14 protein-coding genes and 1 pseudogene are annotated in these 13,623 nt (G+C 64.8%); 6 read left to right on the plus strand and 9 right to left on the minus strand.

Annotated features, from left to right (window positions below; translation table 11 throughout):
- Positions 1 to 146: 146 nt before the first annotated feature.
- Positions 147 to 1,046 carry a polysaccharide deacetylase family protein gene (locus tag AB4Z47_RS18430; RefSeq protein ID WP_441952280.1) on the plus strand — a complete coding sequence of 300 codons (900 nt, stop codon included), beginning with the start codon at positions 147 to 149 and terminating at the stop codon, positions 1,044 to 1,046.
- A 20-nt stretch (positions 1,047 to 1,066) separates the two neighbouring features.
- The gene (locus tag AB4Z47_RS18435; RefSeq protein ID WP_441952282.1) at positions 1,067 to 1,924 is read left to right on the plus strand and encodes an SDR family NAD(P)-dependent oxidoreductase; all 858 of its coding nucleotides are present in this window, start codon (positions 1,067 to 1,069) and stop codon (positions 1,922 to 1,924) included.
- Between the two features lie 12 nt (positions 1,925 to 1,936).
- On the opposite strand, the gene AB4Z47_RS18440 is transcribed toward AB4Z47_RS18435, so the two are convergent.
- From AB4Z47_RS18440 to AB4Z47_RS18450, 3 genes are all read right to left on the minus strand, one after another.
- Entirely contained in the window at positions 1,937 to 2,710 is a 774-nt protein-coding gene (locus AB4Z47_RS18440) for an SDR family oxidoreductase (RefSeq protein WP_441952283.1), read from the minus strand.
- A complete protein-coding gene (locus AB4Z47_RS18445) occupies positions 2,697 to 3,515 on the minus strand; it encodes a 2OG-Fe(II) oxygenase family protein (protein ID WP_441952285.1) in 819 nt (272 codons plus the stop codon). Before AB4Z47_RS18445 ends, AB4Z47_RS18440 begins: the two co-directional genes overlap by 14 nt.
- 108 nt (positions 3,516 to 3,623) lie before the next feature.
- Positions 3,624 to 4,190, minus strand: coding sequence for a PadR family transcriptional regulator (locus tag AB4Z47_RS18450; protein ID WP_441952287.1), 567 nt, complete (start codon positions 4,188 to 4,190; stop codon positions 3,624 to 3,626).
- An 89-nt stretch (positions 4,191 to 4,279) separates the two neighbouring features.
- Between AB4Z47_RS18450 and AB4Z47_RS18455 the strand changes: the two genes are divergently transcribed.
- The gene (locus AB4Z47_RS18455; RefSeq protein ID WP_441952289.1) at positions 4,280 to 4,681 is read left to right on the plus strand and encodes a nuclear transport factor 2 family protein; all 402 of its coding nucleotides are present in this window, start codon (positions 4,280 to 4,282) and stop codon (positions 4,679 to 4,681) included.
- Between the two features lie 8 nt (positions 4,682 to 4,689).
- Here the strand turns inward: AB4Z47_RS18455 and AB4Z47_RS18460 are convergent, their stop codons facing one another.
- Positions 4,690 to 5,481, minus strand: a complete 792-nt coding sequence (locus tag AB4Z47_RS18460) for a M15 family metallopeptidase (protein ID WP_441952290.1) — start codon at positions 5,479 to 5,481, stop codon at positions 4,690 to 4,692.
- Between the two features lie 261 nt (positions 5,482 to 5,742).
- On the opposite strand from AB4Z47_RS18460, the gene AB4Z47_RS18465 reads away from it, so the two are divergent.
- A complete protein-coding gene (locus tag AB4Z47_RS18465; protein ID WP_441952291.1) occupies positions 5,743 to 6,519 on the plus strand; it encodes a GntR family transcriptional regulator in 777 nt (258 codons plus the stop codon).
- A gap of 390 nt (positions 6,520 to 6,909) precedes the next feature.
- On the opposite strand, the gene AB4Z47_RS18470 is transcribed toward AB4Z47_RS18465, so the two are convergent.
- From AB4Z47_RS18470 to AB4Z47_RS18485, 4 genes are all read right to left on the minus strand, one after another.
- On the minus strand, positions 6,910 to 8,034 hold the full coding sequence (locus AB4Z47_RS18470) for an NAD(P)H-dependent flavin oxidoreductase (protein ID WP_441952293.1): 1,125 nt from the start codon (positions 8,032 to 8,034) through the stop codon (positions 6,910 to 6,912).
- A 238-nt stretch (positions 8,035 to 8,272) separates the two neighbouring features.
- Positions 8,273 to 8,449 (minus strand): hypothetical protein, encoded by a 177-nt coding sequence (locus tag AB4Z47_RS18475; RefSeq protein WP_441952295.1) that lies wholly within the window; start codon positions 8,447 to 8,449, stop codon positions 8,273 to 8,275.
- Between the two features lie 9 nt (positions 8,450 to 8,458).
- Positions 8,459 to 8,902 carry a nuclear transport factor 2 family protein gene (locus AB4Z47_RS18480; protein WP_441952297.1) on the minus strand — a complete coding sequence of 148 codons (444 nt, stop codon included), beginning with the start codon at positions 8,900 to 8,902 and terminating at the stop codon, positions 8,459 to 8,461.
- Between the two features lie 78 nt (positions 8,903 to 8,980).
- Positions 8,981 to 9,892 carry a DMT family transporter gene (locus tag AB4Z47_RS18485; protein ID WP_441952298.1) on the minus strand — a complete coding sequence of 304 codons (912 nt, stop codon included), beginning with the start codon at positions 9,890 to 9,892 and terminating at the stop codon, positions 8,981 to 8,983.
- A gap of 276 nt (positions 9,893 to 10,168) precedes the next feature.
- Between AB4Z47_RS18485 and AB4Z47_RS18490 the strand changes: the two genes are divergently transcribed.
- On the plus strand, positions 10,169 to 10,483 hold the full coding sequence (locus AB4Z47_RS18490) for a hypothetical protein (protein ID WP_441952300.1): 315 nt from the start codon (positions 10,169 to 10,171) through the stop codon (positions 10,481 to 10,483).
- Positions 10,484 to 10,493: 10 nt separating this feature from the next.
- Here the strand turns inward: AB4Z47_RS18490 and AB4Z47_RS18495 are convergent, their stop codons facing one another.
- The gene (locus AB4Z47_RS18495; RefSeq protein ID WP_441952301.1) at positions 10,494 to 12,221 is read right to left on the minus strand and encodes a cutinase family protein; all 1,728 of its coding nucleotides are present in this window, start codon (positions 12,219 to 12,221) and stop codon (positions 10,494 to 10,496) included.
- A 1,031-nt stretch (positions 12,222 to 13,252) separates the two neighbouring features.
- Here AB4Z47_RS18495 and AB4Z47_RS18500 point away from each other — a divergent pair.
- Positions 13,253 to 13,623 (plus strand): annotated as a pseudogene (locus AB4Z47_RS18500) (DNA-directed RNA polymerase subunit beta); the annotation flags it as partial.

Consider the following 13,623-nt stretch of genomic DNA (forward strand, 5'->3'; position numbering starts at 1 on the left):
GTTGCGTTCAGAGCACGATACTGGTCGGCGGACTTGTCGAAGTTCTCGGAGATCCCGCGGGGTCGTGACTCGACGAAACATTGTGTCCGACGTCACTCGCGCCCGAGGTTGATCCTCACATCAGTGTGAGGTTCGAGCATGGGGGCATGGACAACGAACTCTTCGACTACAGCCCGATCGTCGACCGCGCGCCACTGCACTGGCCAGGCGGTGCCAGGGTGGCGTTCTATGTCGGTCTCAACGTCGAGCACTACCAGGTGGACCGCCCATCCACGAGCATATTTTCCGGCACCGCGGGACTCTCGCCCGATCCGCTGAACTACGGTTGGCGCGATTACGGACCGCGGGTCGGCATCTGGCGGGTGATCGATGTGCTCGACCGGCATGGCATCCGAGCCAGCGCACTGCTCAATTCCGATGTCGCCGAGCGCAATCCGCAGATCATCGCGGCCGGCATGCGGCGGAACTGGGCGTGGCTGGCGCACGGCAAGAACAACTCGATCTTCGAGGCCGATATGTCGGTCGACGACGAGCGCGCCTATCTCGCCGACCTCGTCGCCACCATCGAACGGGCGACCGGCCGCAGGCCGCGTGGCTGGATGGGGCCCGCGCTCACCGAGACCTTCCACACCCCGCGGCTGCTCGCCGAACTCGGGTTGAACTACGTGCTCGACTGGACCAACGACGACCAGCCCTACCGACTGAATGTGCCGGGTATGCTCAGCGTTCCCTACTCGGTCGAGCTCAACGACAACACGTTGTTCCTGGGCAAGGCCACCAGCGGCCCGGATTTCGTGCGGATCGTCGAGGACCAGCTCGACCAGCTCTACGCCGAGTCGGCCGACAGCGGCCGCGTTTTGGCCCTTGCCCTACACCCGTTCGTGATCGGACAGGCATTCCGGATCAAATACCTCGACCAGGCGCTGGAGGCCGTGGCAAACCATCCCGGCGTCTGGTTGACGACCAGCGACGAGATCGCCGAGCACTACGCGGCCGCGTCAGGTCTTGCCGAATCCGCACGATCCGATGACGATCGGGTCGATTAGTCGACGCTCGGGAGGCAGGAATGGCAGTGCAGGACAAGGATCTGGCCGGGAAGACGATGGTGGTGACCGGCGCCAGCTCTGGCATCGGCGCCGAGGCGGCGGCGCAGCTCGCGGCCCGCGGCGCCTCGGTCGCGGTGGTCGGGCGATCGCCGGAACGCACGGCGGAGGTCGCCGCGAAGGCCGACGCGGAGCCGTTCGTGGCCGACTTCGCCCGTTTCGACGACGTGCGCAAACTGGCCGCCCAGCTGCTCGAACGCTATCCGCGCATCGATGTGCTCGCCAACAACGCGGGCGGTTCCTGGCCCGAGCGCACCGTCACCGATGACGGCAACGAGCTCACCTTCCAGGTCAACCACCTGTCGCCGTTTCTGCTGACCAACCTGCTGCTGGAGCGCCTGCTGGAGTCGCACGCCAGGGTGGTCAACACCGCGAGCATGACCTATCGAATGGCGAAGCTGAACTTGGACACGATCAACGCGCCGACGGGTTCGTTCAAGCAGCTCGGCGCGTACGGCGCGACGAAGCTGGCCAACATCCTGTTCACCAGGGAGCTGGCCCGGCGTACCGAAGGCACCGGCCTCACCACCGCGGCGTTCCATCCCGGTGCGGTCGCCACCCGCGTCTACGACAACGCTCCGTTCGGTCTCAGCTGGTTCATCCGGTCCCCACTGTCGCGTCCCATCTTCATCCGCCCCGACAAGGGCGCCGAGCCGCTGGTGTATCTGGCCACCACCGAGAACGATGCGGCGATCAACGGCCGGTACTTCCACCGTCTCGAGCTCGAGCCGCCGCGCAACAAGCTGGCCGTCGACCCGGATCTCGCGCAGCGGCTGTGGACACTGTCCGAGCAAGTCACCGGCATCGGATCGGACGGGTAACAGACGAATCGCTCAGTATGATTCGGCGTCGAGCCCGGCTCGGCGGGTGCCGGCTGTCTCGTCCGGCTCGACGCCGACGTCGAACACACCACCGGATAGGCGGCTCGCGTCCAGCTCGACGATCGCCTGCGCGACTCGCTCGGTGGGCACCAGCGCGGGAAAGCTGTTGGGCGCGACGGCATTCGCCCGCACACCGAACTCCGCGAACTCGGCGGCGATACCGCGGGTCAGGTGATCGAGCGCGGCCTTCGACGCCGAATACACCGTCTGTCCGGGGTACACCTCGGACCCGGAGATGCTGGAGACGTTGACGATATTGCGGTTGCGCGCGCGGTTCTCGTCACCGGCGTGTAGCCAGGAGCGTTGCGCGAGGCGTGCCGAAAACCGCAGCGGCACACCTACGTTGAGTGTGAAGTGCGGATCGAACTGTTCCAGCGCGGCGTCGCCGTCGACGATGCCGCGCGGGTGCAACCGGACCTGCGCGGCATTGTTCACCAACAGATCGACTTGGCCGAACCGGGCCAGCGCCAAGTCCACCACGCGCTCGACCTCGCCTGGCTGGGTCAGGTCGGCGCGGACCACGAAGATGCGTGACTCGTTCTCCGGCACCGGCGTTTTCGGCGCCAGTGGATCTATGTACCACTCCAACTGCGACGGTGCGGCGGGCGTGCGAGTGCGGCACACGGCCACGATGTCATAGTCCTGATAGTAGGCGCGGCAGAAGGTGTCGCCCAGTGTGCCGCTCGCGCCGGTGAACAGGCAGACGCGACGTTCACCAGTGGACAATCCGATCTCCTCCCCAGCGCCGTTCGGCGTCTGCCCGCGTGCGGTGGACCCACATCACCACGCTGTTGCGGTCTTTGGCGTTGTTGCCCGCGAAAGTGTGCCAGCTGCGCGGCGTGACCTCGAACAAAACGAGCGAATTGTCCAGCGGCGGAACGAGGGTCACCGAAGGCAGCGTATTCCCTTCGGTGACATGGTCGTAGAGGGCGGTCTCGCCACCGTCACCCGGTATCCACCCCGGATTGCCGAGATAGAACAGCACCGCGACGGCGCGCACGGTCTCCCGCGCGATCACATCCGGGGCGTGAGCCCCGGTCTTGGTATCGACGGTGGCGTCCGGCACCCGCACTTCGCCGGGGCCCGGCGGTTCCCCGGGGAACCAGGCCGGATTCAAGTCGTTGTGCGGCCAGCCGAACGGGCTGCCCGGCGCGTGATGGTGCACCGCCCCCTCGATATCGCCCGTCGCCTCGACCCCGCCGACCTGGGCGACCAGGTCGTGCCACTCCCGCGAGGTGAATACCGCGAGCGGGCCGTCGCGCAGCTCGGCCAGCTGGACTCCGTCGGCGCTGTAGCCCTCGGCGACCGACCCGAACAGCTCGGGGCGCTCGCGGCGTACCCGGTCCAGCTCGTCGGTCAGCCGCTGATAGAACTCGGGAACGAAGACGTCGCGGGCATACACGTGCGGGAACGGTTGAATGCGGCGAAGCCAGCGCCGATGCGCGAACAACTCCGCGAACCACTGCGGCGCCGACTCGGTTGTCACCACCACCACCACCATCACTCCCTCCCGGTAGAACCCTCGGATCATATTGCCCGCACCTGGGAATGCGCGGGCGGGCATCCGGGAATCGCGGGGTGGCTGCCCCACGCGGAGGGTGTGCCGCTCACGGCCTACAACGTGGTGCGCAGACAGACGTCAGTCGAGATCCCCGCTCGCCCGCAGGCCGAGTTCCTCGGGGTCGGCTGCGAGGTTTTCCCAGAACTCGACATATGCCTGCTCGTGCAGGATGCCGAGCCGAAGGATGCGTGCGCGCGAGGCCGCCCGGATTCGGTCGGCCCGATCTATCTCGGCGTGCAGTGATCGATAGAGGTCGAGCAGGCGGCGATGCTCTGTGGCCTGGCTTTCGGCGAGCGCCACCACATCTCGTGGGGCGCCGAGATCGGCGAAGAAGAGCTTGAGTTGCGCCGGGTCACGGGTCTCCGCGGGCGGACTCTGCGGATCGGCGAGCCAACGCTTCAGTTCGGCCCGACCCAGGTCGGTCAGATGGAAGAGTCGCCGCCGCCGCCCTCCCTGCTCGGCCTCCTCGCTGAGTAGGCCATGCTCGGCCAGCCGCACCGGAATTCGATACAGCTGCGCATGCGGCACAGGCCAGAAGTAGTCGACGCTCTCCTCGAGTTTGGCCTTGAGCTCGTATGGGGTGAGTGGCCCGTGCCGGGCGATCAACCCGAGCACGATGTGGTCCTGTGGCCCGAGCTCCGGCATATTGCCCCTCGCTCCCGTTGACACCGTATCACTGAGACTATAAATTAGTGCCAGTGGGACCGTATCACTGAGACTATTAGGGAGTGATGATGCGCGATTTCGGCATCGACCTATTCGACCGATGGACCGCGATGTGGAATGGCGACCTAGCGCTGGCCGACCAGATCATGGCCCCCGAGTTCACCCTGCGCTATGCCCAGCCCGGCGCCACCGCCTACGACAACATCCACCACCCGCAAGCACTCGCCACCCAGATCGCCACTTGGCGTGAGTCGATCCCCGGCCTGCGCTTCACCCCTCAAGGTGACGCAGTCATCGAGATGGACCACACCCGAACAGGTTTCGTCGCCCGCCCCTATGGAGCACGTTTCACCGGCACCGGCGGCGCACCTGTAGCCGTCAGCGGAACCGACATCCTACGTACAACCAACGGCGTCATCACCGAGGTCTGGTCGGTATCCGGCGGACTCGGCGGCCGCAGCTTCTACTGACGCACCCATCAGCGCACGGGGAAGTCGAAGTAGGTCTGCGGAAAAGGCTCTTCCCTCAGGGTGAAATGCCACCATTCCTCGGCGAGGTTGGCGAACCCATGTTCGTTCATCAGATTCGTCAGCAGCGCGCGAAGTGCTCGTTGGGTGCCGCCGACGGCGGGGGTTGTGGTGTGTGCCAATGGGTCGAAGCAGTCGAAGCCGGTGCCGAAGTCGAGGATGTTGTCGTGGAACCGCTGATCGGCAGGGAGGAAGCATTCGCGTAGCGGATCACCGTCTCGATACTGCTCGGGTTCGGTCGCAGGCAGCGCGACGATTGCGAGATCCACCGTGCTTCCGCGACTGTGACCGGACTTCTCGGCGATGTAGCCGTCCCGGAACAGGTTCGCCTTGTCCACGGCGGGGTAGAACTCCTTCTTCATCTTCACGTCACCGAGATCTTTCGCCCACGCGACGAAATGATCCACCGCACGCTGCGGGCGGTAACAGTCGTAGGTCTTCAGCGTGAGGTTCATCGGCCGCAATTCCTGCTGCACCCGCGCCAGAGCTGCCGCTGCCTGTCGAGTCAATAGACAGCGGGGCGCCTCGTAGCCGGTAACCCTGGTGCCGAGGAAGTTGTGCTGCCCGAAATAGCGAGCCTCGACCGTGATCGTCGGATCGACATCGGTGATCGAAACGAATACCGCCTCACCTGTCATCGGTGCATCGGCATGACGATCATCACCGCAAGCTGCGATCATCACCACTACTGAACAGGCCAGCGTGAGCGAGCCGAGGCGCTGGAACGACGAAACGGAACCCATGTTTCTCCTCGCGATTCAGGCTCGGACTCAACCACTTTCAGAACGCAGCGTCCAGACGGAGATGAGCACGTCAGGACCACTGTTGTGCGAGAACGCTACCGCGGCAGGCGCTGTCGAGCGTGCTTTCGCGGGACAAGAGGTTCGCGATGGGATCGAGACCGTCGCCGAGATGAAGGTGCCGTCGACTTCCCACGGAGTTGTCAGACGCGCTGTTAGGCTACCTGGGACGTTTGTTCGAAAGTACTCGAGAGGTGCCGGCCGATGGGATCCCAGACGGTGGTCGCCGACGTTGCCGATGAGCTGGCGCGCAGGGTTGCGGCAGGGGAATATCAGCCAGGGGATCTCATGCCATCGGTGCGTCAGGTGGCCGAGGAGTTCGACATGAACCGGGCGACAGCGCAGCTGACCCTCGGTCGGCTGGAGTCGTACGGCTTCGTCGAGGCTCAGCGCGGCAAGGGGTTCATGATTCGTGACGTCCGCCAGGCGGGTGGCGTCGACGTGTACCGACAGCTGTTCCGTTTCTCGATTCCGATGCCGGGCATCGCGGTCGAAATGTTCCGCGACATAGTCGACGTCGAGCGCAACCTTGTGCGGGAGGCGCTGCTCGCGTACACCGGCAGCGAGCACCAGGTCGATCCTGCCGAACTGAAGGCTTCGATCGACAGACTGGAATCGTTTGCGCGCCAGGACGATCCGGACCTCCGGCAGATCTTGGCCATCGAGGTCATGCTGGTGCGCAGACTGCTCACTGCGCTCGGGCACACCATGCAGCGGGCGATCCTGAACTCGATCGGCGAGTTGGTGCTGGAGGTTCCGGAGGCGGTCGCGGCGTTCTTCGCCGGCGCGCCGGATCTGCACGTGCTGGTCTGGCGGGCGCTCGCCGCGGTGTGGGATTCCGGCTCGGGACCGTCCGACGCGCAGATCGCCCTGTTCGAGGACCTGCTCGGCAGGTACCACGAGAAGGTGGTCCTGCGGTTCGAGGAACTCGTCGGCGGGGTCGATGAGCAGTCCCGCGGGGCGCACGCCCTCCCGGCGTAGTCGCATTTCGTACACTGCACAATCTGCCTGAGTCGCGAATGAATCACGCGCCGAGCGCTACTCGCTGTTATCGGTTCGAGCTGAGGCTGCCACTGCCTTCTGGATGAAAGATTGTCTCAGACAAAAAATAGAAGTAGTGCCTTCCGTCGCGCTGCGGACATCCTCTGCGGCCAGCTGCGGCCGATCGGTCCGCGTAGATGCGAATATGCCTCGGGCGCAGACGAATTCGTGTGCATGTCGGTCTGCGATTGTCCCTTGGAGTGGCAGCCCGATGGATCCGCTCGCGAACTCGACTTTTCTCGTGTAGCGATCGATCCGAGCTCGCCGGGTGGGATGCCGTGTAGCTCGTCCGCGGCGGCATCTCCGACCCGGTTGAGCGGCCGACCCGAGTCAGAGCCCGCCGTTGAGTTTGTTGAGTCGGTCGCAGGCCTCGACATACTCCTCGATAAGCCGGTTGATCACGTCGGCGGAGCGCTCCACCCGGTTCATCATGCCGACGATCTGGCCGACCGGATTGAAATTGACGTCCTTGGCGGCCTCCGGGTAGCGGTGCCCGCGCTTGACGCCGTCCAGCGCGACCATCATCTGCAGCGGCATCGGCAGCGGGTCCGGGCTGTCGGCCTGCTCCCAGGCCTCGGTCCAGTCGTTGCGCAGCATGCGGGCCGGTTTGCCGGTCCAGGCACGGGAACGCACGGTGTCGTGGCTGCTGGCGTCGATGTAGGTCTTCATCTGCGCCGGTGGCACATTCGCCTCCTCGACGGTCAGCCACAGCGAGCCGGTCCAGGCGCCCGCCGCGCCCATCGCCATCGCGGCGGCCAGTTGCCGGCCGTTGCCGATGCCGCCCGCAGCCAGCACCGGCAGGTCGCCGACGGCGTCGATCACCTGCGGCCACAGCACCAGGGAGGAGATCTCGCCGCAGTGCCCGCCGCCCTCGGTGCCCTGGCAGACGACGAAATCCAGGCCGGCGTTCTTGTGGTTGAGTGCGTGCTTGACCGACCCGCACAGCGCGCCGATCAGCCTGCCGGAGTCCTGTACCTGCTTGATCACGTCATCAGGCGGGGTGCCGAGTGCGTTGGCGACCAGTTTCGCCTTCGGATGCCGCAGGATCACCTCCACCTGTGGGCCCGCCGTGGTCGCGGTCCAGCCGAGCAGCTGGTTGTGATGCTCACCCTCGGGCAGTCGAGGCACGCCATGGTCGGCGAGGATCTTCTCGGCGAAGTCGCGGTGTCCCTGCGGAACCAGTTCGGCCAGCTTGGCTTCCAACTGCTCGGGGGTAAGACCGTCGACGCCCTTGCCCTCGTACTTGGAGGGAATTACCAGGTCGACGCCGTAGACACCCTGCACGTGCTCATCGAGCCAGGCCAACTCGACCTCGAGCTCCTCGGCGGTGAAGCCGACCGCACCGAGCACGCCGAGACCGCCGGCGTTGCTGACCGCGGCCGCCACGTCGCGGCAATGGGTGAACGCGAAGATGGGGAATTCGATCCCGAGTCGTTCGCAGATTTCGGTACGCATGGCGTGCTGATCTCCCTCACTGCTCCGCCGCGAACGGCGCGGCGCAGATGTCCTAGAACGAGTTTCATAATTGTCGGGTGTTCTGCGGTGGCCACACCAGTCGAATCAGCCGCAAGTCGCAGATATCGCCATGACGCGGCCACGGCTTCCTCGACTGGCTCATGCACCATGAATTGACAGTAACACGTTCTAGTTTTTTGGGGGATCCCCGTTGGGTCGCGACTTCCGATCAGCCCGCTCAGGCGGCGTGCTCCAGTTCGGCGAGGAAGTCCACCAGGTGATTGAGCACCTGCGGCGGCAGAGAACCAGACCGAAGTCCAGATTGCCCGCGGTGGAGGTCAGTGTGATAGGCGGCGCGGGTCGTCATTACGTCGGCAAGCTCGGTGGCCGCGGGATCTCCGGTCGAATCAGGCACCCGGTGCAGCTATTGAGCTGTCGCATCGAAAGCGCGGGCGACGGCCAGACTGTCCTCGTACACATGGTGACGGGTGATCAGACCGTGCTCCACCGTGACGTGCAGTGCGAAGCGTGCACGGTAGGCGCGTCCGGTGGGGCGCGCGGTCTGCCGGATCTCCCCGAGTACCACAGCGTCGTCGCCGTCGACGAGTATCCGGTCGACGCGCGTCGCAGCCTCCTCCAGCACATGGTGCTCGGCGAGCGAGCGGAAGTGCGCGGCAGCGTCCGCTCTGGTCGAACGGTGCCTGATCCAGGGTGTTGCCGCGCGACCGTGTTCGGCCTGCGGCCAGTTCAGCTTCCAGTCCGGGTCCTCGCCGTACAGCTCGGCGATGGCTTCCGGATCGCCGGAACCGATGCGGCGCAACAGCTCTTCGACCACCTCGCGGGTAGTCGGCGACGTGACTGACGACAACGGAATGTCCTCTCGAAGTGAGCGCCCCGCCGATCCGCGGCGCCCTCTCATTCTCGCTGCCGCCGCGCCGCAGGGCGATTACCTCTCGGGTAATCCAGCGACGGCCTTTGGTGCAGCGGGGACCGCGTCCGGTCCTGCCTTGTCGCGGCCGCGGGCGGTGCCGAATACCGAGCCGAGGACAACCAGCGGGAAGCCGATCACCATGCCGGCGGTCAGCGGCTCGTCGAGTGCCGTGACGCCGAGCAGGATCGCCACCGCCGGATTGATGTAGGTGACAACCGTCGCGCGCGCGGGTCCGACCTCGGCGATCAGCGCGAAGAAGAACAGGAACGCCGAAGCCGTGCAGACGACGGCGAGGCCGAGCACCGACCAGGCCGGGTCGGCCGCGATGTGCGCCGGCCACAGCCGGCCCGCGAACGGGGCATAGATCGCCGCGGCGAGCAGCAGCGAGCCGGTTACCACACCCATCGGAGGCAGGTCGGCCAGCGCGCGGTTGATGACGATCGGGCCGACCGCATACCCGATCGTCGTCAGCCCGATCGCGCCGATGGCCGCCGGATTCGATAGGTCGACGTCCAGGCCGACGAGCGCGGCGACGCCCGCGAACCCGACCATCAGCCCGGCCACCCGGCGCGCATCGAACCGCTCGTGGCCGAGTTTGGTCACGATCACCACGGCGATCAGCGGAACCACCGCGATCAGCAGCCCGACGGTCGAGCTGTTGAGCGTGGTCTCGGCGTACCCGATCAGAAACCACGGCCCGGTGATCTCCACCAGCGTGTAGAGCAGTAGCGGCCGCCAGCGGCGGAACACGGGTGCGAGTGCCTTGGTGTACAGCGCGATCGGCAACAAAAGTAGGCCGCCGATCAGGGTGCGCCCGAATGCGACGACGATCGGGTCGAGATCCTGCACCGCGATCCGGATCATCGCGTACGGCACGCCCCAGATCACACCCATCACCAGGAACAGCGCCCACCCGCGTCGCGTCATCGCGCGACCACCGATTCGCACGGACTACCGGGAACGAGCTCGGTATCTGACATGCTCCACTCGCTTTCGATCAACTGGAGCTTAGACAGGTGGTCCGGTGATCCGACAGATCCAGTTCCCGGCAGAAATAAGGCCACTTTCGCGCCTGTTTCCACGGCCGGCGAGCATCCGCATCGTCTGAATTGTCCACGGGGCTGCCGATTTTCGGGCTGATCTCGCCGGGAGCGACGGGAAGCTGACAGGTCGTGATCCGCCTACTTGCCCCGAGCCGAGTAAATGCTCGCCGCGGGCGACGTCTTCAACGGCTATTCGCTCGGCTGTCGGAACCTGGCGGCATTGTCGACCGAATTCGAGGCCGCCGCCCGTACGGATCCGATCCTGCGCGCCCGCATCGAGCAGGTCGAAGACGGTGGGCATACCTGCGCGGTCTCCGCTGTCGCTCCCGAGATCTTCATCACCGACGCTGATACCGAATTCCCGCTCACCCGAGCAGAATCGATCAGTGCGCGTCATTTCCTACGACCACCTACGCCGCAATCCGGCGATCGCGGCTACGCTCGCGGGCCGACGGATCCGAGACGGGTCAGTTGATGTGCTGTCCTCACCGCGCACTGGTGGTTGTCGGCGCTGCGGATTCCGTTGTCGTGGTGGTCGGCGCGGTGGTGGTCGATTTCGTAGTCTCAGTGGGTGCCGCGACCGAAGCCGGAGTCGGTGGGGTTGCCACCTTCGGTGTGACTGTCGCGCTCGTGGTCTGGGACGGAGACGCCGAACTCGTCGGTGCCGGGGTCGCCGGTTCGCTGCGGATAGCGGTCTTGGTGGGGGCGGCGCTGGTGGTCTTCGTAGAGGGGGTACTGGTGGTCGTGGTGGGGGTGGCGCTTGTGGTCTTCGGTGACACGGCCGGGTCCTTGGTCGGTTCACTCGTCGGAGCCGCCGAGGTGACCGCCACCGCCTTGTATGCGGCGGCGAGGTCTGCCGCTTCCGGCTTTGCGGTCGTGTCGACCGGCTCACCAGCCTGCGCTTGCTTCGCCAGGTGTGTGAGCCAGGCGGCCGCATATTCGGCGGATGTCAGTGGCTTACCGTCGGAAGGGTTGGCGTCACGCCAGTAGTCGAAGTGGTGACCGGTTCCGTTCGGTCCGAGCGTGAGCTGGTACGGGTCGCTCATGATCACGGGAATCGTGTTCTGGTTCGTCACGATGAGACCGATGATCTCGTTCAGCACCTTTTGCGGCAGATAGGCCAGCGGCGACATCTCATTGGTCGAGATCGACTCCGCCTTCGCCGGGGCCTTCGGCGTCGCACCTGGCTTGTATGCCGGGTCCGACACCCTCAGCAGTACCTGGAGAAAGGTCTCGTTGCTCTGCATCCAGTTCGGTTGCGACTGAATGTCCGCGAACGCCGCAAGCGCGATACGGCTGAGGACAACAGCGACGTCCTGCCCCGTGGCCGGCGTGAGCCCGTCTCGTTCGAGCGCGTCGACGTTCAACTGTCGGCCCACATTGGCTGCCAACTGCAGCAGTGAAATGTTCTCCGGTGCCGCACAGGTGAGATCGCCGTCGGAGCAGAACGATGCGATCTTGCCGTTCAACGCACCGAAGTCGCCGCTGGTGCCAGGCAGCGCACCCTGACCGGGAGCCGGTTTCGTCCCGTTCTGATATTTCTGGTCGAAGCCGTCAGGATTGCCGAACGGGTCCTCGGCGCCAGGGAACGGCCCCTCTCCCGCCGTGCGACCTGCGTCGGCGAGGATGACGACACCGACGACATCGGCCGGATCGACGATCCCGTATCCACCGTCGCGGTCGGCCTCCTGATGTCCGATGCTCATCGCGACGCGGCGAACGACGTCGGCGCCCTCGCTGTATCCGACGATCGAGAACTTGGTGTCGGGGCATGCCTGCGCGATCTCCCGCATCACCTGTTCGGTATTCGCGACACCGGTGGTGACGGCGTCTTCGTAGCTGGCCATGTTCGCTGGATACGCGATGTAGACGGCAGCGTACGAGCCAGGGTCGACGGCATCGGCCGGAGCGTTGACGACCGGATCGACCCAATCGCTTCGATGGTCGCCGGACAGCGCTGCGGGCAATTCTTCACCGTTGGCATCGACGAGCATCTTTGTGGTCCCCGTGACAGGAGTGTCGTTGCGGCCGGCCACCGAGATGGTCACCATGTCGTGGCATTCCGTAACGGACGCCGTGAGCTGCGTATTTCTGGTTTGCGGCGTCGAGGTCAGTGCCCATGAGGCGGCGACGACCGCCACCACCCCCAACACTGCCGGTGCAGCAACAGCCGAAGCGATGCGATGCCGCACAAAGAACTCGCGAAAAGCCATGCCCGATCCCTATCCATAACCGACAAGTGGACGGTCAGGCCCCCCCGAAGGGCCATGCGTCACCGAGGACGTCGTGGTTGGGGCTGCGAGCGTTACGAGGCGGATTGTTTGTTGATCTTGATTAAGGGGAATAACGGCTCGTTGAATTCCCGGTCAACCGGTGCTGCCGGATGCATAGCCGACGACCGGCACCGCGGAACCGCCCACTGTGGGATCGGCATCAGCCGTGATCAAGGGGATATAGAGCGCCGCGGCGCCATATAGGCGAAGGTGTCGGTGGTCGTCAGCCTGGCGTCGTCGCTACCGCGCGCGATCTCGAAGTCGATGAAATGCGCGAAACCTTCCGGGGTGATGAGGATGTTCGGCGGTTGACATCGCGATGCACCAGGCCGGCCCGGGGTCGATACCGGCAGAAGGGCGTCCTGTCCTGTCCATCCCGTAGCAGGACCACAACCGGGCGCGGAGCCCCAGCCCACAGAGGGTGGGGTGGTCGAAGCCGAACCCGCGGGATCAGGTACGGGCAGAGCTCTTTCTTGTCGGTGTGAATGCGTTGGCGGATTACCGCTAATAGACTTGACGAATGGCATATTGAGATGTCACTATTAATACGGGAAGACACCGGAAACCGGGTGTCTATTTATTTGCGCCCTCGACATTGATCGAATTCGGGTGTAATTTAGGACTTCGCGCCGGGTCGCATACTGTCCAACTCTCGAAATACGAAATGACTGTAGAAAGTGGCACTGTCTGCATGTCACTTTCTACCCGTTGTTGTCGAGTCATGTTCGGGCAGCATCCGGCACGGTGCGCAATGTGAAATACAGCCCACAGGACAAGCAGATACCGTGACGACCACGCGAACGCGTGGGCGGCGCGAGGTGCTGGAAGGACGCATCTTGGCAGTCTCGAGTCAGACCAAGGTCAATGCCGGAATACCCGTCGATACCGGCAGGAGCGGAGCCTGCGGAGCGACCAGACGACACCGCTCAGGGGCGCCGAATCGAGTCTCGTTCGCCAAACTCCGTGAGCCCATGGATGTTCCGGGGTTGTTGGAGGTCCAGACCGATTCTTTCGATTGGTTGATCGGTGCGCCTGCCTGGCGCGAACAGGCAGCGGCGCGCGGCAACTCACTTGCGGGTGGATTGGAGGAGGTGCTCGACGAGATCAGCCCCATCGAGGACTTCGCCGCAACGATGTCGTTGACGCTCTCCGAGCCTCGTTTCGAGGAGGCCAAGGCCTCGATCGAGGAATGTAAAGACAAGGACATGACCTACGCGGCGCCGCTGTTCGTCACCGCGGAGTTCATCAACAACAACACCGGTGAGATCAAGAGTCAGACGGTCTTCATGGGTGATTTCCCGATGATGACCGACAAGGGCACGTTCATCATCAACGGCACCGA

Source organism: Nocardia sp. 2TAF39 (assembly GCF_052114905.1).
Classification (GTDB): domain Bacteria; phylum Actinomycetota; class Actinomycetes; order Mycobacteriales; family Mycobacteriaceae; genus Nocardia.